Consider the following 21,044-nt stretch of genomic DNA (forward strand, 5'->3'; position numbering starts at 1 on the left):
AATGACCACCGCTTTTCTTTTTGTTCTTATCTATATACTTATCCGCATTCTTCTTCGCATTCGTATACGAAAGCGAAGCGCAGATTTACTCGCCTTTGCGCAGCGGGTTTACCTTACCACCTGTGACCGGGTCAGACTTCCCTTCTGCTTTCATGCGCTCAGCGCGGCGGCGGCGGATTTCTTTCGGGTCTGCCACCAGAGGGCGGTAGATTTCAATGCGGTCGCCGTCATGCACCGTCGCATCCAGTTTCACCAGACGACTGAACACACCGACTTTGTTCTTCTTCAGGTCGATTTCAGGGTAGGCATCCAAAATACCCGAGTGGCTGATGATTTCTTCCACCGGCGTATCTGGTGTCACAATCGCCTTAAACACACGCTGCTCATCCGGCAACGCATACATCACTTCAATATGCAGCAACTTACCGTCACTCATAAATGTCTCTCGCCCTGTCGGTGAAAGCCTTCACCATGTTCATCGCCAACTCGTTAAAGACTTTTCCGAACGCCATTTCCACCAAACCGTTGGTGAACTCAAAATCCAGATTCAGCTCGATTTTGCACGCATCCGCATCCAAAGACGTAAAATGCCAGCCACCCACCAGTTTTCGGAAAGGGCCATCAACCAGTTCCATTTTGATTTGCTGACCGTTTACCAGCAAATTGCGCGTGGTAAAGGTTTTGCGGATACCGGCTTTCGACACATCCACCGACGCGGTCATCGCACTGTCATTGGCTTCCAGCACGCGCGAACCGGCACACCCCGGCAAAAATGAAGGGTAAGCTTCAACATCATTAACAAGTTCAAACATCTGCTCTGCACTATACGGCACCAACGCAGAACGGGTAATACGCGGCATAGCGTCTCCTCTCAGGTCGATTCCGGCATCATATCACCAGACCGTATTTTTCCCCAAATTCCTTCAACGTGCCTCCAAACCGCACAAACGGCAACGAACAGGGACACCCGGAAACATCGCCATCGACGGTTTATGGGGCCGGGCGCCTGAAAATCCGATAAAAACTTGTTTCGCCCACCATAACCACTACGTATAATGCCGCCATTATGGTAAAGAAAAACGCAAAGAATAAGGCGGGCAGCAACACGATTGCTCAGAACCGCCAGGCTCGCCACGAATACTTCATCGAAGACGATATTGAGGTAGGGCTAGAGCTACAAGGCTGGGAAGTGAAATCACTCCGTGCAGGCAAAGCCAACATCAGCGAGAGCTACGTGTTCTTCCGCAATGGTGAAGCTTTCATGTCTGGCGCGACCATCACTCCGCTGAACGTTGCTTCTACACACGTAGTGGCAGACCCAACACGCGTGCGAAAACTGCTGCTCAAGCGTCGTGAACTCGACAACTTGATTGGTAAAGTGAACCGCGAAGGTTACACGGTTATCGCGCTTTCCATGTACTGGAAACAGTCGTGGGCTAAACTTAAGATTGGTCTGGCGAAAGGTAAAAAACTTCATGACAAGCGTGATGCTTCCAAAGATCGCGATTGGCAGCGCGACAAAGCGCGAATCATGAAGCACTCAACCAGATAATCGTTGACGCAGCAGCATGTTATGCTAGTATCTGCGTCCACATTCCGGGGCTGATTCAGGATTCGACAGGATCAAGAAGGCTCGTGGAGCATGCCGAGGGGCGGTTGGCCTCGTAAAAAGCCGCAAAAAAATAGTCGCAAACGACGAAAACTACGCACTAGCAGCTTAATAACCTGCTCAGAGCCTGCCCTCCCTAGCCTCCGCCTGTAGGACGGGGAATCAGGGCAGTCAAACCCAATCAGGATAGCGAGGGAAGCTTTGACCGAAGAGCTGAACCGCGAAATAGAATTTCGGTATGTCTTTTTGTAGCGTGTCTATTCGCAGCACACTGACGAGATTAAAGATAGACTAAGCATGTAGCGCCATTAGTTAGACTGATTTTGGACGCGGGTTCAACTCCCGCCAGCTCCACCAAACGTTTGGGAAAGCGCCAACTCGAAAGGGTTGGCGCTTTTTTGTGTCTCATTTTTAACTCCAATAAGAAGCTTACTACTATCTAGCTCAAATCACATTTGCTAAGCAACTCGGGAATATCACAAAAATAAACGTTGAATGTACTGTATTTTAGGCATTACTGATAAAATCGAAAGCTATCAGAAAGAACCTGCCTCCAATTCGATCAAAGCTAGAGGTAAACATGTTGAATGAAGTAAAGTTCTGCTGCACTCCAAATTTCGCAGGGGAAAGTGAAGGTCTTGGTGATGCTGGCATAGAGACATTTCTCGACTCACCTTTTATTAGTTTAGCGAGAGAAATCGGTCAAAACAGCCGAGATGCAAAGAGCCCAAACGTGTCTTGCCCAGTACGAATTACCTTCGATATCCTAGAAGTTGAAAAGTCAGAAATTCCAGGAATAAATGAGTTTATTAACACAGTAGAGCAATGCCTTGAAACTTCTTATTCTCGTAAAGATCCTAAAGCTATAGACTTTTTTTATAACCTCTCTAATTTACTGAAAAAAGAATCGGTAAAAATTCTAAAAATAGAAGATATAAATACAAAAGGGCTACATGGCCCGTGTGAGGAAGGAACTCCGTTTCATAGCTTAGTTAAATCCCGTGGAGTCAGCCAGAAAGGAGATGATATATCTTCGGGAGGCTCTCATGGCATTGGGAAAAATGCAGTTTATGCGGTATCTCAGGGAAGAACAGTATTTTATTCAACTAAATACTTATCTAACTCTGAGGAGAAATTTTATTTTCAGGGTAAATCACTTCTAATTTCTCACTGTTTAAACCATGAGCCCAAGAGTGCTACTGGTTATTGGGGAGAGGATCAGTATAAAGCAATTGAAAATATAGAGTTGTTACCAAAGTGGTTACATAAAGAAGAACAAGGCACCACTATTTTTTCTTTATTTTTTGAAGACTCTGATAGGTGGGAAGATAAAATCGTCATTTCTTTAATAAACAACTTCACTTCAGCCATATATAATGGAGAAATGGAGTTCAATATTAATAACGAATATATAGTTAACCGCGAGAGTATTAGTAATTTGATTTTTTCTTCTGATTTGGAGATCATAGCAGAAAGATCTGGTATTGCTGTAGATTTAGAAGTGGCAAGACAAATCTATAAATGCCTAAGCTCTGATTTATCAGATAATCTACAGTTTGAAATTAAAAACCTAGGTAAGTTTAATCTAAGAATATTACTAGACGATGAGGCATCAAAAAAGTACATATTCTTCGTAATGGAATGTTTATCACATCAAACCTGAAGAACTTTAAAGACAAGCTATTAAACTTCAACTCTTTTAAAAGCTTTACTGCTTTACTAGAACCAATATCAATAGAAAGCAGTTCAAATTTAAAAGTTCTTGAAAATCCTAAACATGATGAACTTTCTGCTGAGCGTGTAACAGATCCTAGTAAACGTAATATTCTAAAAAGCTCCATGAATGATCTAGGACGAACTGTTAGAGAAATACTTAAATCCAAAGCTTATACATCCCCAAAAGAAAAAGAGCTAATAGATGAGCTTGCAGATTTCTTTTCAACAGGAGAAGAGTTACCCATTTTCGATGGGAAAGATGATCTTGAGGATCATCCCGCTGTAACAAAATTTGTACCAGAAGACTATAGATTAAAAAGAGCAAAAACAATAAAAAGATCCAGATCTGGCATAAAAGAGAACGGTGGTTCATATATACCTGGGAATGGGAATGAGCCTAGCTCTGGCTCTGGCTCTGGCTCTGGCTCTGGCTCTGGCTCTGGCTCTGGCTCTGGCACCGCTAGCTCAGAAGGGAGTGGTAATAATCATGAAAACAATGGTAATGATAGTAAGAATAATCGAAAGATTGATGCCATTGTTAAAGATTTCAGATTAATAAGAAATGCCAAGCTTGGTAGTTATAGACTTCTAATGACAGCTCAAGAATCAGGTTTAGCATATATTACTCTTTCTGCAGTTGGAATTCAAAGTGAAGAAAAGCTAAGTATAGCTAGAGCTTATGGAATTTCTTCTAATGAAATAGAGACTAGGGAAAATGGATTTATAATCAAAGTAAGTAAAAATGAAAGAGTCACTGTTAATGTTGAATTATCAACTGACTATAATGGCCCTATATCAATGAGATCATTAGCCAAAGGTGGAGAAGTAAAATGAAAATAAAAGATACTTCAACATTTCCACACCCAGTGCTTCAGAAGTATTCAAATGACTATATCTCAGGTGAGTTTGATGCTAGTTTCTCTGTAAATACTCGTAATTGCGAGATAAGCTTCTTATTGACGTTAACAGAAGAAACACTACTTAAATCCATAATATCCGGACAAGCAAAATGTAGCATTTTCCTATCCTGCAAAGACACTTACATTACAGACTCGCATGATATAAAAATATTATCTCGAGTAACAAATGGAAAATTCAACTTCAAACCTGAGAACTTCCGAGGACTTGTTACAATTCGTGCAATAGTTTATTCAGCAGTTGATATACATCCATATATCAACCAAAACTTACACCCTGAACTATCTGATGAAGACTGGAAGTTAGATAAAGGAAGCATACTTGCATTTTCAACTGAAAGTAGATTTAAATCAATTCCTGCAAAGCTACAAGCTACTGAAACCATATTCATTTTCTCAGCTCATGATGCTATTGAAGATAATGAAATATTAGTTGATCTAAACTCAGATAAAATTGACATAAGAGTCAATAGAGAGACATTAAATAGTATAACAGAGCTTAGAAGCACTCGGAGAGGTAAAGATATTCTACTGAATAGCATTTATCTTCCTGCGGTTATGGAAGCACTGTGGCAAATTGCTGAAGAGCCCACAATCTATGAAGAAAGGTCATGGTATCCCATATTCAAGATGAAATGTGAAAGCCTTGATATTGATTTTGAATCTATCAACCCATTAAGAGATGCTCAGAAGATACTGAAAAACCCTTTAAGTAGAATATTGAAAAATATGGAGATAGTATAGTTATGGCACTAGAGAGACTTAAATATCTATCTCAAGACGAACATGACAGACTCATAGGAAATATTAGTACTGACAGAGAAAAATATTTAAATGATTCATTCTCTGATCTCTGTGATAGTTATGGCTGGAATAGTGAGCTCAAAGATATACTTGTCGATTACAGTTATTTGAAGAGTTTGGATAGCACTTCAACATCTTCAAAGCTAGATGTTGAAAACTCTATTTTAGTAATGAAAGCATTCTCGGATATAACACCTGTTATGGCCACTGATAGTCGGATATGGACGCGGGTCTGTCATGCTGAAGGTTTTGAATATACGAGAAACAGGTGGCTTAATAGTCTCGATAAGTCGAACGATGAAAATGTTGACAAAGCCATTCGAAAACACTTTTTCGCGACACATCTGACTCAGTATAGAGATGATAACGGTATAGCTAGACTTTGGTGGAGCTCTTGGATTGCACGAAGAATTGATGCTGAAAACCCAAGAAATGTACTGAGCATTATATTCTCAAAAGCAGATATACGCTCTAATATCATTGAGCGTTCTGGGATCACCACTAGGAAGTGTTTGATCACTCATTTAGTCGATTTTATAGGTGAAAATTTAGATCTTAGCGAAAAACAGTTTAGGGAGTTTATGAAGACTGTAAATTTATATGGTGGTGGCTTGGTGTTTGAAGCTTTAAGCTCTGCTGATATAAAGTCATTTCTACTGAGGTGCTTAATTCTCTCTAAGGAAAATGCGTAAAGGGTGGTGTCTCCACCCTTTTAATTCAACTTATAAGCACTTGAGTACAATTTTCGCTATCTGCTTAGCTAAGTATGGAGGGACAGCATTTCCTACTTGGACATATTGCTGAGTTCGATTTCCCTCAAAAAAATAATTATCAGGAAATGTCTGAAGCCTTGCTGCTTCACGAACAGTCAAGCTCCTACATTGGCTGGGATCGTAGTGAATAAAGTAATGGCCATCTTTAGATATATGACTAGTTACAGTCGTTGCGCACTTATCGGCCGCCTGAGTTCTAAATCGGTCTGCATGTGAACCTGATTTCCAATTGTCATGGTTAGGCGCTAACTCTTCAGGGAAATCTCTTGCTTTAGGCGAGGTTCCACCGCTTAATTCTGTATATCCAGCGCTAAATGCATACCTCAAAAGATCACTATCCATATGACCACGGGTTTCGTGATTAAGAACTGCAGATGCGGCATTATTTGAGTACCAACGTTTCAACTCTTCAGGCAAGCTCGAACTTATCCCAGACTTAGTCGACGTTTTTCTCTTGAGAGCCTTCTGCGGTTTTAACATTAAGAATAAATCCGCTGGTTTTTCTATATTGAACTTGGCTGCAAGTAAACGAGAAATAAGTTTACTGTTACTTTCAACTTCCACTTCCCATTCAAACGCATCATCTTTTCTTTTTGAGAATCCGCTTCTTAGAGGCGGTAGGTCGCCGATAGCCTGTTCTACAGTCACAATTTCGTCAGCAGGCTTCAATACATTTGGGACGCGGTCAATATCCTCTCTAATACCAAGGAGAATGACTCTATGCCTTGCCTGAGGCACGCCATAGTTTTCAGCTTTAATGAGAAAAGCTCTAGAGTCTTTATAAATAGGATCTGAAGGGTCTGTTGCTGGCTCTACGAGGGAATAAATTCGATAACCTTTAACACCCGGTTTATCAGTTACTTTTCCCGGCTCTCTTAAGTCTGCTAGGATTTTGGGAAACATCAACTCACCAGCAACTTTGGCTGACAATATTCCCCTAACGTTCTCCATCACGAACACTTCAGGTTGAGCTATCGAAATAACTTCTAGGTATTCTTTGTACAGGAAATTCCGGGTATCGTTTTCTGCTTTATAGTCTTTGATGCCTGCATTGCGAGAACGGCCAGCTAGCGAATAAGCCTGACACGGGGGGCCACCTATTACGACTTTAGGTCCTTTATGCTTCTCGCAAAGCTGCTTGATTCGAGCATGAATAAGTTCATTATCATCACCTAACGCTCTTGGAGCTTGAAGTGTTTCTAATTTTGCTTCTTCAGCTGCTTGTGGGTAAACATCAAATAGATCAGAACGGCTAATTTTACCTTCGAGGTACTTGTGATAATCAGCAAGGGAGTCAGGGTTATCTTTTAGCTTTCTATAAAACGCTCTTGTCGTCAGTGTTTTATGCGCCGAAGCTTCTTTCTCAACGGATACGCCGATTTGAAAAGGAAAATTCCCGTTATCGTCTTTGCACGATGAGATACCCTCGCCCAAACCGCCCGGTCCAGCGAACAAATCTATAACTAAAATTTCACCTTGGTTCATTATTCAGCGCTTACTTATCTTCAATGCTGGCAATAATACCAGGCTTCATCTTGTGCACAATCACTTTAGCTTTAAGGTGTTCTTAATGGTCACACAATGAGCAAGACACAATTACAATGTGACTCATAGTCCGTGGCCTATCCCCTTCATATCAATCATCATTTCTCAATGTTTCATTCAATGGGAATCCAGCTATGAGCTACAGGGCAGAAACTGAGGAAAGCTACAAAGGCTTCACTATCTACATCGACGAAAACTCAGATGGCTACAGAGGTGGCTTTGAGTTCTGTATTTCGAATGGAACCGAAATTCTAGAACAAGGGCTAACAGCAGATCCTGAATCAGCCCTTTCAACGGCACAAAAGTTGATAGATGAGCGCCTTGTGAATACACACTCCAGTTAGCGGAACTCATACACTTCTCTTCTGTATTTTTGTGTAAGGTATCACTACGCCTCACACCGAAATGCAGGGTTATGGAAGAACTGTCTGAGGCCCGCAAGCGGAACATGCGGGCGATTAAAGCCAGAGACACAAAACCGGAATTGCTGATCCGCCAAGGGCTGCATTCCAGAGGCTTTCGCTATCGTATCGCTCCCAAAGCTCTTCCCGGCAAACCCGATATCTGGCTGCCAAAGTACAACACGGCAATATTTATCAACGGTTGCTTCTGGCATCTTCACCGTTGCCACTTATCCCACATCCCTAATACCCGAAAACAGTTCTGGAACGATAAGCTCACTGGCAATGCCGCCAGAGACAAAAGGAACATATCCGCCCTTCTTAAAGACGGAAAAAGGGTATTGGTGGTTTGGGAATGCGCCCTAAAGGGAAAAGAGCGATTACCTGAGCCATCTATCTTCATGCTGATTTCAACTTGGATAAAGTCCGGCGCAGTGTTTGGGGAACTCAGCGGGAAAGGATTAGAAGCCCTGAATGAGCGCGCTCAGGCGTTATGGAAGCTAAAAGCAGATTAGCCTCATCTCTCCCCCACCAGCTAGGAGTTCTCAGCTCCCGCCTCCAAACTGATACAAACCAACGAATTAGCAGTGAGCAAAAACACAGATCACGGCAACGCGCTCAAAGATAAGCTAGCTTTCACAAAATGGTAATGACAGGGATGATGTCGATGAAAGTGCTGTTTGGAAAAACCGTATGTAAACCGTTTTGGGTGTTTGGCTTATTTTGCGCCTCTTTTCTTGTTGGCTGTCAGTCAACGGGAAGCGCTAACACCCCGAAAGAAAGTGCCCCCAAAGCATATGCTCCCTCCACGCCTGCCAGTGTAGAACAAGGCTATAACGATGCGCTGAATGCTATGGTTAATCGGTTTATCCGACGCTATTACAAGTCATCACTTGATACGCTCACTCCCCTGGCTAACAACCGCGAAAGTGTTGGGCAGGCTTTTTCTCGGCTTCTCTTCAATCTGGATCCCATCGGTGTGGTGTTAACGGATGAAGAGAAAAAAGCGTTTGGGGATCGCTATCGCGATCTGTTCGTTTATCCCCTCAACCTTTCCACCAAAGAGGCTCAGGACTTTTACACCGACTATCGGGAAAAGGAAAACCTCGCCATTAGCGAGATGAAAAACTGGCTGGCCGAAAACGGGGCTGAGGTTTTAAAAAATGCACCAGACAATGCGCTGAACTTTATCTCGGCAGACGATGGCGATCTGATAGACGACAGAAGGGCTGCATTACTGACGTATAAGCTGGTCGCTATCAATGGGTTTACTGACAACCCGGCAGAGACGCTGCGCATCATTGAAGGGCAATTGGACTACCATCAGTCGAAAACTGACCGCGTCGACTTTTCCAACATCGGGCTGTTTATTGGCGCTTTGCTTCCTCATTCAGTGACTGGTGTTCGCTATATTTCTGAAAAAGAGTATGAACAAACGACGCTTCCTCCCGTTCCGCACATTGGCGCGACGTTGGCACAAAAACCTGCGTGTTACTCCGTCATGGGGATTACCAACACATCCACCCTTAATGCAGGTTTAAGGCCGCTGGACTGTATTGTCGGTGTGACGAAATCCGGGGAGTTTTCAGTTCTGGGAGACAGCGACAATGCCAAGCTCCAAGAGTTTGTCACAGGAATGCGTGGTGAAATGGTCACGCTCCATGTTCTGCGCAATAACGGGGGAAACATTACCTTCCTTGATATTCCTGTCCCGTTGCAGTTGGGCACACAGGCAGATTTCGCCTCCAGCGAAAATGGCATCCACACGCAGGGCGTGGATTTCTCCCAGCTGAACGTCGACGGCAAGCGTGTCGCTTACATTTGGATGGCTTACTTTTACGAAGGTATCGCTGAGGCAACCGGAGAGTTTTTAGAAGCCAATAATCCCGAGCTTGTTGTGTTTGATCTAAGAGGAAACCAAGGCGGCGCTCTGCCAGAGATGACAGGTTTAGCGGGCCTGTTTCTTGGGGATGAAGATTTCGGAGTCTATTACGATGCCTTTGGCAGAAGTAAGCGCGTTTCTTCCGAGACCAGCAAGGTATTCGACGGGAAAGTGTTGGTGCTAACCGATACACAGACAAATTCCGGCGGGGAAATATTGGCGGCTGGGATTCAAAGTTCACCTGAATCGACGGTGATTGGCAAGCCAACTGCGGGCTCTCCCTTGGTGATTCAGTTCCGCTCACTTCAACATATCTATGACTTGTATGATGAGAAGCTTGGATACATGTCTTACCCCGTACAGGAGTTTCGTCGGTTAGACGGCTCAAGGTTGAATGAGGGCGTATTGCCTGATATTTCGTGGGAGTCTGAGTTACTCAAACAGAGCCCTTACACGCTGCCATACAATGACGCAGCGGACTTGGAGAATGAACTCCGGGAAGTCATCCGTATCAGTGGTTTCTCTCAATGAGTTTGGGTTAAAGGGCCTTTAAGGGATAGCGACCTGCTATCCCTTACCGCGGATACACTTTCTGTTATACCCACTAGGGGATAAAGAAACGCTTCCTCCCACACACAAAAATGTTTTGGACGATTGAATCTGGACATCTCACCTTCCAACTGGAAACCTTACCCACTGATTGTCATTATTAATCTTGAGTCGTCGTGATTTCGACGACGTTTCTGAATCGGCCACGGAGAGCCAAATGCGAATTCTTATCTGGGGGCTGATGCTGTCACTGCTGTCTGCCCCTGCTCTGGCGAAATGGAATGACCCTGAGTATGTCAAAAGGGCATTTAAAATCATTGCCCTCAGCAATGAGTATGACAATCAGCAGCACCCTGTCCGCAAGTGGCAAAAGCCGATACGTATCTATATTGACCATCGCGTTGGTGACAAAGAGCTTCATAGCATGCTGGCCAATACCCAGATTGAAGATTTGGTGCGGGCAACGGGGCATGACATCAAGGTGGTGAATTCGCCGGAAAACGCCAACCTCCGCATGGTATTTACCCGCCAGAGCCGCTGGCAGAACGAGACCCGCGAACTGTGGCCGAAACAGAAAGACTTTCCGTTCCGCGGTGCTATCTGCATGGCGCATTTTTCTTCTTCATCTCAGGCAGAAATCGAAGAAGCACTGATTGTAATCCCGGTCGATCTCGCCCGCGAACGCGGCAAGCTGTTCGCCTGTGTGGTCGAGGAACTGACGCAGGCGATGGGATTGCCGAATGACTCTGACAAGGTCTTCCCTTCCATCTTTAACGATGGCTCTAAAAACAATGTGATGACAACGCTGGATATCACCTTGCTTCGCTTGCTCTATTCGTCAGGCGTTAATGCAGGCATGAAAGAGCAGGAAGTGATCCCGCTTTTAGATAGCTGGTTCAAGCAAAATCCGAACTGGCTGAAACAATCGACGGATATGTATCTCAAGAGCAAATTCGTGTCTGAGCTTGGGTTGAATTGATCCCTCTCCGAGCCGCTTCTCACCAAGAAATTGAGCAAGAAATTGCCCCTGCATGATCTGTCTTTCGGTTTTGCTTTCACGGCGTTGTGCTGCTCGCGTTTGTTCGGTATTTAACCAAAAAACAAAAGCACATCAGGAAAGAGTCAGTGGCGTACAGGGTTGTAAAAATAACCGAACTTGCATCGTACGAGTTCTGCAAAGTCGAAGGTGGATTTTCGACACTGGAAGAGCGGGCATTGGAAGCCGTGTTACCTCAAGGTGTCACCATTCAAAAGTTCCAATCTCAGCTCGCATCTGGCGAGTATGTGTTACTGAGTGATGCGCCTGTCACGCCAGCTCTGAAATCCACAACTGACTCGATGGGTGATAAGGTTTGGCTGGTCAACCCTGATGCCGAATCCAGCTTTTCCCCTGAAGCTAAATCTGCGCTGACTTCCCGAACCAAAGCTAAAGGTTTGACTTCCCGCTCGGGTTCTGAATCCCAAGCTCCTGCAGAAGCGCCTTACACACCTGAAGATAAAGTTGAAGAAAAACAGGAAAAGCCTGCGCAGGATTATGAGTATCTGTTTGAGGTAGCCTGCTCGGAAGAGGTACTTGCCAGCGAAGTAGGGTGTCAGTTTGCGCTGGGTAAAACACCGAAGGAAGCAAGTATTGTCAGCTGGGAAACCAAGCCTTCTGAAATGGGGACGGTTTTCTCTGCCAAAGCCACTGACGACAAGCCCCGTAAACTTATCGCTAAAGTTGCGAGTGCAGAAAAAGGCGTGAGTAACCAGCCTCCTGTAAAGCTCAAACCCAAAGGCACAGACGCCGTTCGGGAAGCGTTTATTCCGGTGATCCCGGCCCTTCAACTTGGCGATTGTTTAGGCTTTCCAACTGAAGGCTACTTCTACCATTTCCATGAAAAGAAGCTGGTTCAGGAATACAAAATTCTCGGTGAAGGCCGCTGGGCATTTCAGGCCACACGTTCAACGCCATTTAGCCTGAACACAGAGAACGGGCTGAATAAATACCAGGGCGCGATTCTGCTTTACTGGAAAATCGACAGCAAAGTCGTCACCGACCAGCATCTTGTTTACCTCGACGAGCCTATTACTCAAGAGCAACTTGGTAACGTCAGTGATGAATGGCTGAATGAGAATGGCGTTGAGATAGACGTTCCAACCCTGCTTGGTGCCATGAAAGCCGCAACCGCCGACGAGAAACCTTACCAACCGAAAACCTGCAATGCCCCAGTTGATGTAGTTTACGAACACAAAGAACGTCTGCTGGAAGGTTCAACACTCAAAGCCATCAACAATGAACGATTGGTAGAGAGTGGGTTGCCAGTAGTTAACATCAAAAAGTTGCAAAATAATAAGTTCACCATCGGGGTGTTCTTTGATGGGACGGGAAATAATCTTGAGAACGACAAGTACAAGGAAGTAAGAGGCAATGCTTCCCGTACCAATGTAGCAAGACTGTTTGAAGCTTATCCTGAGAAGGAAGGTGAAATCGCCAAAATCTATGTTTCGGGCATTGGTACAGTTGATTTTGATGATGCTCCGAGAGCTGTCATGGAAAAGGCAATAGATGAAGGAGATGATCTAAATACACTCGCTATGATGACCGCTATTTACGACTCAGACGGTAAAACAAGTGCCTATGTAAAGTGGACATCTTTGCTAAAGCAATTGCGAGATATCATTTACGATTTAGAAAATGCGGGGTCGTATAGCGAGATAAAATGTATAGAGTTTGATGTTTTCGGTTTTAGTCGTGGTGCAGCGCTAGCTAGGCATTTTGTAAACGCTGCTCAAGCAGGCTTCCCTGATTACCAAAATTTACTGGTCCCCCCCGGCTCAGGCAGAAGCGAAGTTGAAAAAGCTTCTCGTTTTAATGTTGGTATCGTTCCTCACTTACTAGGCAATGAGAATGCCCTAGCCAGCTCAGTTTGTACGTATAACATTGATCAAAAGAGAACCGTAAAAATTCGTTTTGTGGGTTTATTTGATACAGTTGGATCTTTCGGTAAAGCCGGAGATAAAGACGAAGGTAGCTTCAAACTATCACTAGGTCCGGATTGCGCTAAAACTGTATATCACATTACTGCATACCACGAGTACAGAAAGAATTTCCCTCTGACATCCCTAAAAGTCAAAGATACCCTCCCAGACAATTTCTATGAAGAGGTATTCCCGGGTGCGCATGCAGATGTTGGTGGTGGTTACCCGAACATTGAGCAATACGATAAATCTGGATTACCTGATAGATACGGTACCCCTATGATCGATAGCTACAATCGAGAATTGGTAAAAACGTTGCCTGTGCCTGATGACGAAAGAAAGTGGAAATTTAAGTCTCAGGCGCGGGGGATATCAGACGAAGATTATGGGTTATCTCTTGCAAGGCAAGAAACTACAACTTGGAATCTGCAATGTAAAAGCATCTATAAGACTGTCATTGGTTCAGAGGAATATAGGCATCACGGGCAGGTAAAACACCACGATGGTATGCTTTACTATTACCACTTACAACCCATCACTACGGGTCTTCAGGGTTTGTCTCTAGAACGAATGTACCAGCAAGCAGAAGTTGCCGGTATCAAATGGAACAAAAATAGATATGACATCCCCACTGACTACGGGAAAAGTAGCGAACTAAAACAGCTATCTGCTGCTCTCAACGTGCAAGGAAGCGGAACAATCAATCAAACACTCTGGGCCAATGATATTACTCCTATCATCATGCACTGCGTGCATCGCCCTCATGATATAAACATCAGCATAGGCTATGACGATTTCGTCATGGAGATAGCAAACAAACCCAATCAAAAAGCATCTGGTGAATTATACAGAGAGACTTATGACAATGATTAAGCCTGCGGCTCTCTCCCTATGTTTTTTTATTTTGCAGGGATGTACTGAACCGGAAGATAACTATAAAACTCATGCTCAGCTTGCCAATGCAGGAAGCCTTGACGGACCGTATGGCATTATTGATGTGTATGCTACTGATACATCAGGTGGCAGAATGGGATTTGGTTTTGGAGCAGTAAACGGATTTCCAGGAGCAAGCGCCGATGTTGGCGGCCTTGGAGTACCTAATTTTATTGCAGGACATTGGGTCAAAGAAGATCCTGAAACGAATAGAGATAGCACCTTTTACCGTATTTCATCACCTATCGACAGTGATCTAGCCAAGAAAAAAATCGAAACTCTCGAAAACTATTATCAAAATTACTCTTCCCCCTGGGGGAAAATGCAGTTTGCAGTCGAGGGACCCAGAGCCATGCTTTTCTTTACTTTAAGCTGCGGCGGTTTTAACGACGACTGTACACCTAGGCAAGATGCTGACCCGAATAACTGGGTAGTCAAAGATCCCAGGGGGCGCGGAGATGTGGTGGTACTGTTTGACGGTCTTGGCGAAAGCTCACCTTACCCATACCCAAAATCACGCTTGGATACGAGGACACTAGGATACAATCCGCAAGAAAATATCACTATGGATACTGTTGAAGTTCTTGATCTCGACGGCACAGTAGTTATTCCCACTGAGTCTATCGAGATGCCAAAGAGCTTTAAAGTAGCATGGAAAGAAACCCTCAATCCTGAAAGTGATTGGAAAAACTGGAAATATCGATATTTTCAAATCGAAGGGGTACTGGAAGACCCAGAGTCTCAGGAAGAAAAAATTCGCGCTTACAGAAGCAAAGCTTTTGATGGGTATCTAAAAAGCTCAGATATCCTAGCTATCAAGGATGGGCTGGATTTTGAATTTGTCTATAGAGTTCACTGTTGGATGCCAAGTGCGCCTTGCCAAATATCAGAAGACCCAGAAAAACGCTGGGAGTATATCCCCGAAATAGAAGATTACGGCGTCGTTCTATACCGAGGAAAAGCGCAACAGTCTGATACGCCTTTTGATGGAAACAAATAGGGCTTTAATCAGCCCTACCCAATCATCCCCTCCAACCATTTCACAAAGCTCTCTGTGCTTTCGTCCTGCACATTGCTGATCAGGTAATACCCAGCGTTGGCTTTGATGGGCGAAAACGGTGACACCAACCTTCCGGTTTCCAGCTCATTGTCGATAAGCGCCATCCGGGCCATGGCGATACCTACACCTGCTTCAGCGGCTGACATGGCCATGTCGGTTCGGTTGAAGAAGTGGCCGCGGTCGGTGGGTACCGAAAGCTGCATTGCTTTGGCCCAGTTTCTCCACTCCAAATCTTTCTCTGCTTTTTCCCATGGCATGGCATCGTGCAGCAAAGTGACGCCTTGCCAATGTTCGGATATACCAGCATCGTTTTGCAGCCAATGGTGACGCTCCAGATATCTTGGGTTCATCACCGGCAGCAGGTATTCGTCCAGCAGAAGTTCGGCATTCGGGTGTTTGAAAGTATGTGGGCGATAGTCGATGGCAAGGTCAAAGTCCCGCGTATCCGCGTTCACCAGTGCGCCTTCCGCGAAAATTTGTACCTGAATGTCGGGGTAAACGTCGTGAAAGCTTTCGAGTTTTGGCACCAGCCATTTGAACGCAAAAGAGGGTGTGAGCTTGAGGCGGATTTCCTGTTTCTTTCCGGTGTTACGCTGCAAGCTGGCGATTTCTGCATCAATTTCTACTAAATGGAAACTCACATTCTGGTGAAGCTGTTTACCCTTTTCGGTCAGACGAATACCACGGGAGTGACGTTCAAGCAGAGTGAAACCCAGTTGCTGCTCCAACTGCAGTAACTGCTGGCTCACCGCCCCAGTAGTCAGGTGCATGGCTTTAGCGGCACTGGTTAATGTGCTGTGCCTCCCAACTTCCGAAAAAGTATAAAGGGCACCGAGATGTTGGCTTTTGAGTGTCTGCATCTTTGCTTTTAGAAATTCTATACACAGTGATTAATTTAAATCGATTGTTAGGGTTATGTAAACAACGCAAACTCGCCCTGTCTGATTGGGGAGAATAATCATGAAAGCACTGGTCTTGGGAAGTGGCGTTGTCGGTTTGATGAGCGCTTGGTATTTGCAGCAGGCAGGCTACAAAGTCACTGTTGTTGATCGCCAATCTAAAGCGGGCGAAGAAACCAGTTTCGCCAATGCTGGGCAAATTTCCTATGGCTACTCCTCCCCTTGGGCAGCCCCCGGTATTCCGCAAAAGGCCATTCGCTGGCTGATGGAAGAACACGCACCGCTGAAGGTGAAACCGACACTGGATCCACAGCTGATCAAGTGGGCGACGCAAATGCTGTCGAACTGTCAGCTTGACCGTTATCAGGTGAACAAGTCGCGCATGCTGGGCATTGCCAACCACAGCCGTGAGTGTCTGCTCGCACTTCGTGACAAGCACAACATCGAATATCAGGGCCGTCAGAAAGGCACACTGCAAATCTTCCGTAATCAGAAGCAACTCGATGCGGTAGAAAAAGACATCGCCCTTCTGGAGCAAAGCGGCACCCGTTATCAACGTATGACGGTCGAAGATTGCATCAAGCAAGAGCCGGGGTTGGCTTCTGTAAGCCACAAGCTGACAGGCGGTCTCTATCTGCCGGATGACGAAACGGGTGATTGCTACCTGTTCTGCCAACAAATGACTGAGCTTGCCAAAGCACACGGCGTGGAGTTTATGTTCGACACCGAAGTGAAGAATGTAAAACGCGAAGGCACCCGTATTGTCAGTGTGGTGACAGACAAAGGCGAGCTGGAAGCAGACGCTTATGTGGTCGCGATGGGCAGCTACTCGACCAAGTTTATGGCAGGTCTGGGTCTGAGCATTCCTGTGTACCCGGTGAAAGGTTACTCGCTCACCGTGCCAATCACTGATGAAACGCAGGCACCGACATCAACCGTGATGGACGAAACCTACAAAGTGGCCCTGACCCGCTTTGACGATCGTATCCGTGTAGCAGGCACCGCTGAGTTGGCAGGCTTCGATCCTTCTATTCCGGAAAAGCGCAAAGCGACGATTTCTATGGTGGTGAAAGATCTGTTCCCCCACAGTGGCGATTTCGACAAAGCCCAGTTCTGGACAGGTTTCCGCCCAATGACGCCAGACGGCACGCCGCTGATTGGCAAAACGCCGTTCGACAATCTGTTCACCAATACCGGTCACGGCACGCTGGGCTGGACCATGGCATGCGGTTCTGGTCATCTTCTGGCACAAATCATCTCCAAAGAGATCACCAGTAATGTCGAGGGTCTGGATTACTTCCGCTACGCGGGATAACACACCTGACTAACGGAAGGAGCCACTGGGCTCCTTCTTTGCTTTCTTCTCCCGAAAAACTCTCCTTCCCATTTCCTCCATCCCGCTTTGTATCAAGAATAACGCGCGCGCTTCTGCCCACCACATCTAGGCTCAATGCATCTCTTTTCAATGAGGGTTTGTCATGTCAGTCATTCAACAGTTCAGCCTTGATGGTCAGGTCGCCATTGTCACTGGCGCAGCCGCGGGGATTGGTCGCCGGATAGCAGAAGTGTTTGCTGATGCGGGCGCAGAGGTCGTAGTGAGCGATCTCGATTTGGATGCCGCTAACGAAGTCGCCTGCAATATCAATGCGACGGGCAGACATGCAATTGCTGCAGCCTGCAACGTCACCAAAGAAGAAGACAGAGCTGCACTGGTTGAGCGTGCTGTCACGACATTTGGCAAGGTGACTATTCTTGCCAACAACGCAGGCGGTGGCGGCCCCAAGCCCTTCGACATGCCCATGGCAGACTTTGAGTGGGCGTATCAACTCAATGTGTTTGCCCCTTTCAGGTTGATGCAGCTTTGTACGCCGGAAATGGAAAAAGCCGGCGGAGGCGCAGTGTTGAATATCAGTTCGATGGCTGGTGAAAATAAAAACTGGATGATGGCGTCTTATGGATCGTCGAAAGCCGCTATCAATCACCTCACCCGCAATACCGCTTTTGATTTGGGTACCAAGGGCATTCGCGTGAATGCCATTGCACCGGGGGCAATCCGCACTGCGGCGCTGGAGAAAGTGCTCACCCCGGATATTGAAAAAGCGATGCTGAAACACACGCCACTCGGAAGGCTTGGGAAAACCGATGATATCGCGCTGGCCGCACTGTTTCTGTGCTCACCCGCGGCAGCTTGGGTGAGTGGTCAGGTTTTGACTGTCAGCGGCGGTGGTTCGCAGGAATTGAGCTGAAAACCTCCAAAGGCAGTGAACCTTACTTTTCCATCTCAGCTTTCAGGTTGTCTAACCCCGCTTTATAGAGGCCAGTGATGGCTGAAATGGCTGTTGCGTCGTTGGGGTTTTCCAGCGGATCGTTGTCCGGATAGCCGCGGTAGCATCCCGCCATCCACGTCACGATACTTTTATCACCTTCCGCTTTCACTTTGATGGGCCATGGGCATTGGCCGTGGAAACGCCGACAATCCCTGCCAGCATCACAATGACGGGAAATAGTTTTCGTAACATCCGCTGTTCCTTCTCAAACCGTTTCGTTTCTTTATAACGACGATCAGGAACGAACAGAATCACACCAGTGGCAAAAGTGTTTTCTCCACTGGCGCGTAAGAATGGGCTATGCCGCCTTCACCATCTTCGGATTGTATTTCTTGATAAACCCCTTGATCTTCGGCGCAATCGCCTCCCGGTAGCGGCGGCCATTGAAAATACCGTAATGGCCAACGCCTTTTTGCTCGTAATGCATTTTCTTGGATTTAGGGATGTTGGGGCAGATGTCGAGCGCAGCGGCTGTCTGACCTCGGCCGGTAATGTCATCCAGCTCCCCTTCAATAGTCAGGAGTGCTGTCTTTTTGATGGCGGCGAGATCAATAGGTTTGCCGCGATAGGTCATGGTGCCGTTTGGCAGGTCATGTTCCAAAAACACCTTGCGGATGGTGTCGAGGTAGTAATGAGCGGGCAAGTCCATCACCGCCAAGTATTCGTTGTAGAATTTGCGGTGCGCTTCCGCGTTATCACCGTCACCTTTGACCAGATCGCCGAAAAACTTAAAGTGCTTTTGCACGTGGGTATCGAGGTTCATCGACATAAAACCCGAAAGCTGAACGAACCCCGGATACACCACTTGTCCTGCACCTTCGTATTGCTCGGGCACAGTACAAATCACGTTAGACTCAAACCACTCCAAATCCTTGCCGCTGGCGTAGTCGTTTACTTCGGTAGGATTGATGCGGGTATCGATAGGACCGCCCATCAAAGTCACAGTTGCAGGAGCGGCTGGGTTCTTTTCCGCAGACATCAGCGCTGTCGCAACCATCAAGGGTACACTTGGCTGGCATACCGCAATGGCATGGGTGTCCGGCCCCAGCAGCTCTAAGAATTCGACCAGATAATCCACGTAATCATCGAAGTGGAACTCTCCCTCTGTGAGCGGCACATCGCGGGCGTTGCGCCAGTCAGTCACATACACATCGTGATCCGGCAGGAAGGCATCAATGGTGCCGCGCAATAGCGTGGCAAAATGGCCGGAAAGTGGCGCGACAAACAACACTTTAGGTTGATTGGGTTGCGCTTTGCTGCGGCGGAAATGCAGCAGATTACAGAAGGGCTTATTGGCAATCACATTGTATTGAATCGCGAGTTTCTCGCCGTGGATGACGGTGGTATCAAGCCCCCATGCGGGTTCGTCGTAGCAATCTGTCAGCCGCTCCACCAGCTCCATGGAAGCATCAAGCGTTCGGGTCGCAGGTGAGGTCTTCATCGGATTCCAGGGCGCGGCATTCACGTCCCTGATAAATTTGACCCAGCTGTTCAATGGCTTGATGGCATCCATATAGGTTGCATTAAGTTCGTAAAGCATAAACCGCCCCTTAATTCTGGCTGACTACAAAGGTGGTTTCATTTTTATTAGCGATAGGTTGCCGCTTATTGATTAACCACACAATTAACATACTAGCCCAGATCGCGGCGTTAACGCTTTGGCAAACTTCTATACAGACATTGGTGCAAAAATAACCCTGAATTCACATAAGCACTCAAGCACATATCATCAAGTTATTCCCAATACTTGTCAGAAGATCTCACTTTAATCCGAATGTGATACGAAATAAGTCGCCATTGTGACCATGAAAACAATGTGGGAATTTCGTAAAAGTATCCGCTAGCAGGTTAGACTTCCATCACGAAAAAGCCGTTTTTAAACCGCTACATTGCCACCTGTATAGACAACTTATTAGCTGTATAAGCATGGTGGTATGTATGCTTTCAACCTTACTCTCCGAGCACCGCATCGCGGTGGTAGATTCCGTTTCTGACTGGAAAGACGCCATTCAACAGGTGTGCGCACCTTTGGTGAAATCCGGCGATATCGAGCCTGATTACCAGTCTGCCATTATCGACACCACTGAGTCGCTTGGCCCTTATTACGTGCTGGCTCCTATGATTGCCATGCCACATGCCCGCCCGGAACAGGGCGTGAACAATAACGCACTTTCCCTGCTCGTCGTCCGCAATGGCGTCGAGTTCCACAGTGAAGAAAACGACCCGGTGAAACTGCTGCTTCTTTTGGCTGCAAAAGACAGCGATCAGCACATCGAGCTCATCACAAAAATCTCTGAGTTCTTCTGCTCCGACGAGGACGTTTTAGCCGTCACCGAAGCGAAGAACACACAAGACATCATTGAAATTATTAAAAAATATTGAGGGTAACACTATGCGTATCATGGCCGTTTGTAGCACAGGTCTGGGTTCTTCTTTCATGATCGAAATGAAAGTGAAGGAAGTTATGCGTGAGTTGGGCGTTGAGGCAGAAGTGAACCACACCGATTTGGGTTCAGTGACGCCAGACATGGCGGATGTGTTCATCTGCACCCGCGATTTGGCAGACAGCATTCATGCCGGTGATGTGATTTCTATCCCTAACATCACTGACAAGAACGCAATGAAAGAACAGCTCGTCGCTTACATGAACCGTTAATTGAGGGTTTCG

21 protein-coding genes and 1 other RNA gene are annotated in these 21,044 nt (G+C 46.1%); 16 read left to right on the plus strand and 6 right to left on the minus strand.

What is annotated here, in order from left to right; translation table 11 throughout:
• Positions 1-85 precede the first annotated feature (85 nt).
• Positions 86-436 (minus strand): RnfH family protein, encoded by a 351-nt coding sequence (locus G5S52_RS08360; protein ID WP_002536904.1) that lies wholly within the window; start codon positions 434-436, stop codon positions 86-88.
• Positions 429-860: an SRPBCC family protein gene (locus tag G5S52_RS08365; RefSeq protein ID WP_002536903.1), complete on the minus strand. Its 432-nt coding sequence runs from the start codon at positions 858-860 to the stop codon at positions 429-431. The genes G5S52_RS08360 and G5S52_RS08365 overlap by 8 nt, the downstream gene beginning before the upstream one ends.
• A 206-nt stretch (positions 861-1,066) precedes the next feature.
• Here G5S52_RS08365 and smpB point away from each other — a divergent pair, with 206 nt between their 5' ends.
• The 6 genes from smpB to G5S52_RS08395 all read left to right on the plus strand — a co-directional run bounded on the left by smpB (position 1,067) and on the right by G5S52_RS08395 (position 5,738).
• Positions 1,067-1,552, plus strand: a complete 486-nt coding sequence (gene smpB / locus G5S52_RS08370) for an SsrA-binding protein SmpB (RefSeq protein WP_002536901.1) — start codon at positions 1,067-1,069, stop codon at positions 1,550-1,552.
• Between the two features lie 46 nt (positions 1,553-1,598).
• Positions 1,599-1,966, plus strand: a transfer-messenger RNA (tmRNA) gene (gene ssrA / locus G5S52_RS08375).
• Positions 1,967-2,189: 223 nt separating this feature from the next.
• A complete protein-coding gene (locus G5S52_RS08380) occupies positions 2,190-3,272 on the plus strand; it encodes a hypothetical protein (RefSeq protein WP_165012711.1) in 1,083 nt (360 codons plus the stop codon).
• Positions 3,251-4,159: a hypothetical protein gene (locus tag G5S52_RS23630; RefSeq protein ID WP_205743823.1), complete on the plus strand. Its 909-nt coding sequence runs from the start codon at positions 3,251-3,253 to the stop codon at positions 4,157-4,159. The genes G5S52_RS08380 and G5S52_RS23630 overlap by 22 nt, the downstream gene beginning before the upstream one ends.
• Positions 4,156-4,986 (plus strand): hypothetical protein, encoded by an 831-nt coding sequence (locus G5S52_RS08390; RefSeq protein ID WP_165012713.1) that lies wholly within the window; start codon positions 4,156-4,158, stop codon positions 4,984-4,986. The genes G5S52_RS23630 and G5S52_RS08390 overlap by 4 nt, the downstream gene beginning before the upstream one ends.
• Positions 4,987-4,988: 2 nt before the next feature.
• Positions 4,989-5,738 carry a DUF6339 family protein gene (locus G5S52_RS08395; protein ID WP_165012715.1) on the plus strand — a complete coding sequence of 250 codons (750 nt, stop codon included), beginning with the start codon at positions 4,989-4,991 and terminating at the stop codon, positions 5,736-5,738.
• A 30-nt stretch (positions 5,739-5,768) separates the two neighbouring features.
• On the opposite strand, the gene G5S52_RS08400 is transcribed toward G5S52_RS08395, so the two are convergent.
• The gene (locus G5S52_RS08400) at positions 5,769-7,304 is read right to left on the minus strand and encodes a DNA cytosine methyltransferase (protein ID WP_165012717.1); all 1,536 of its coding nucleotides are present in this window, start codon (positions 7,302-7,304) and stop codon (positions 5,769-5,771) included.
• A gap of 194 nt (positions 7,305-7,498) precedes the next feature.
• On the opposite strand from G5S52_RS08400, the gene G5S52_RS08405 reads away from it, so the two are divergent.
• The 6 genes from G5S52_RS08405 to G5S52_RS08430 all read left to right on the plus strand — a co-directional run bounded on the left by G5S52_RS08405 (position 7,499) and on the right by G5S52_RS08430 (position 15,090).
• Positions 7,499-7,708: a hypothetical protein gene (locus G5S52_RS08405; RefSeq protein ID WP_165012719.1), complete on the plus strand. Its 210-nt coding sequence runs from the start codon at positions 7,499-7,501 to the stop codon at positions 7,706-7,708.
• A 71-nt stretch (positions 7,709-7,779) separates the two neighbouring features.
• On the plus strand, positions 7,780-8,280 hold the full coding sequence (locus G5S52_RS08410; RefSeq protein WP_165012721.1) for a very short patch repair endonuclease: 501 nt from the start codon (positions 7,780-7,782) through the stop codon (positions 8,278-8,280).
• Between the two features lie 152 nt (positions 8,281-8,432).
• Complete coding sequence (locus G5S52_RS08415; protein WP_165012723.1) at positions 8,433-10,178, plus strand: S41 family peptidase; 1,746 nt, start codon at positions 8,433-8,435, stop codon at positions 10,176-10,178.
• 235 nt (positions 10,179-10,413) lie between these two features.
• Entirely contained in the window at positions 10,414-11,175 is a 762-nt protein-coding gene (locus tag G5S52_RS08420; RefSeq protein ID WP_165012725.1) for a DUF2927 domain-containing protein, read from the plus strand.
• A gap of 146 nt (positions 11,176-11,321) precedes the next feature.
• A complete protein-coding gene (locus G5S52_RS08425) occupies positions 11,322-14,030 on the plus strand; it encodes a DUF2235 domain-containing protein (RefSeq protein ID WP_165012727.1) in 2,709 nt (902 codons plus the stop codon).
• Positions 14,017-15,090 carry a hypothetical protein gene (locus G5S52_RS08430; protein ID WP_165012729.1) on the plus strand — a complete coding sequence of 358 codons (1,074 nt, stop codon included), beginning with the start codon at positions 14,017-14,019 and terminating at the stop codon, positions 15,088-15,090. Before G5S52_RS08425 ends, G5S52_RS08430 begins: the two co-directional genes overlap by 14 nt.
• Positions 15,091-15,104: 14 nt before the next feature.
• On the opposite strand, the gene G5S52_RS08435 is transcribed toward G5S52_RS08430, so the two are convergent.
• The gene (locus tag G5S52_RS08435; RefSeq protein ID WP_165012731.1) at positions 15,105-16,010 is read right to left on the minus strand and encodes a LysR substrate-binding domain-containing protein; all 906 of its coding nucleotides are present in this window, start codon (positions 16,008-16,010) and stop codon (positions 15,105-15,107) included.
• Between the two features lie 100 nt (positions 16,011-16,110).
• Here G5S52_RS08435 and G5S52_RS08440 point away from each other — a divergent pair, with 100 nt between their 5' ends.
• Positions 16,111-17,364 (plus strand): D-amino acid dehydrogenase, encoded by a 1,254-nt coding sequence (locus tag G5S52_RS08440; protein WP_165012733.1) that lies wholly within the window; start codon positions 16,111-16,113, stop codon positions 17,362-17,364.
• Between the two features lie 163 nt (positions 17,365-17,527).
• Positions 17,528-18,295, plus strand: a complete 768-nt coding sequence (gene hdhA, locus G5S52_RS08445; RefSeq protein ID WP_165012735.1) for a 7-alpha-hydroxysteroid dehydrogenase — start codon at positions 17,528-17,530, stop codon at positions 18,293-18,295.
• 22 nt (positions 18,296-18,317) lie between these two features.
• On the opposite strand, the gene G5S52_RS08450 is transcribed toward hdhA, so the two are convergent.
• Together G5S52_RS08450 and G5S52_RS08455 are read right to left on the minus strand one after the other, a co-directional pair.
• Complete coding sequence (locus tag G5S52_RS08450; RefSeq protein WP_235956142.1) at positions 18,318-18,485, minus strand: SRPBCC family protein; 168 nt, start codon at positions 18,483-18,485, stop codon at positions 18,318-18,320.
• Between the two features lie 189 nt (positions 18,486-18,674).
• Positions 18,675-19,916: a polyhydroxyalkanoate depolymerase gene (locus tag G5S52_RS08455; RefSeq protein ID WP_165012737.1), complete on the minus strand. Its 1,242-nt coding sequence runs from the start codon at positions 19,914-19,916 to the stop codon at positions 18,675-18,677.
• Positions 19,917-20,314: 398 nt separating this feature from the next.
• Between G5S52_RS08455 and G5S52_RS08460 the strand changes: the two genes are divergently transcribed.
• Positions 20,315-20,758, plus strand: coding sequence for a PTS sugar transporter subunit IIA (locus G5S52_RS08460; RefSeq protein ID WP_165012739.1), 444 nt, complete (start codon positions 20,315-20,317; stop codon positions 20,756-20,758).
• A gap of 10 nt (positions 20,759-20,768) precedes the next feature.
• Positions 20,769-21,032 carry a PTS sugar transporter subunit IIB gene (locus G5S52_RS08465; RefSeq protein WP_002536881.1) on the plus strand — a complete coding sequence of 88 codons (264 nt, stop codon included), beginning with the start codon at positions 20,769-20,771 and terminating at the stop codon, positions 21,030-21,032.
• Positions 21,033-21,044: the final 12 nt, after the last annotated feature.

This window comes from Grimontia sedimenti, assembly GCF_011045095.1.
GTDB classification, from domain to species: domain Bacteria; phylum Pseudomonadota; class Gammaproteobacteria; order Enterobacterales; family Vibrionaceae; genus Enterovibrio; species Enterovibrio sedimenti.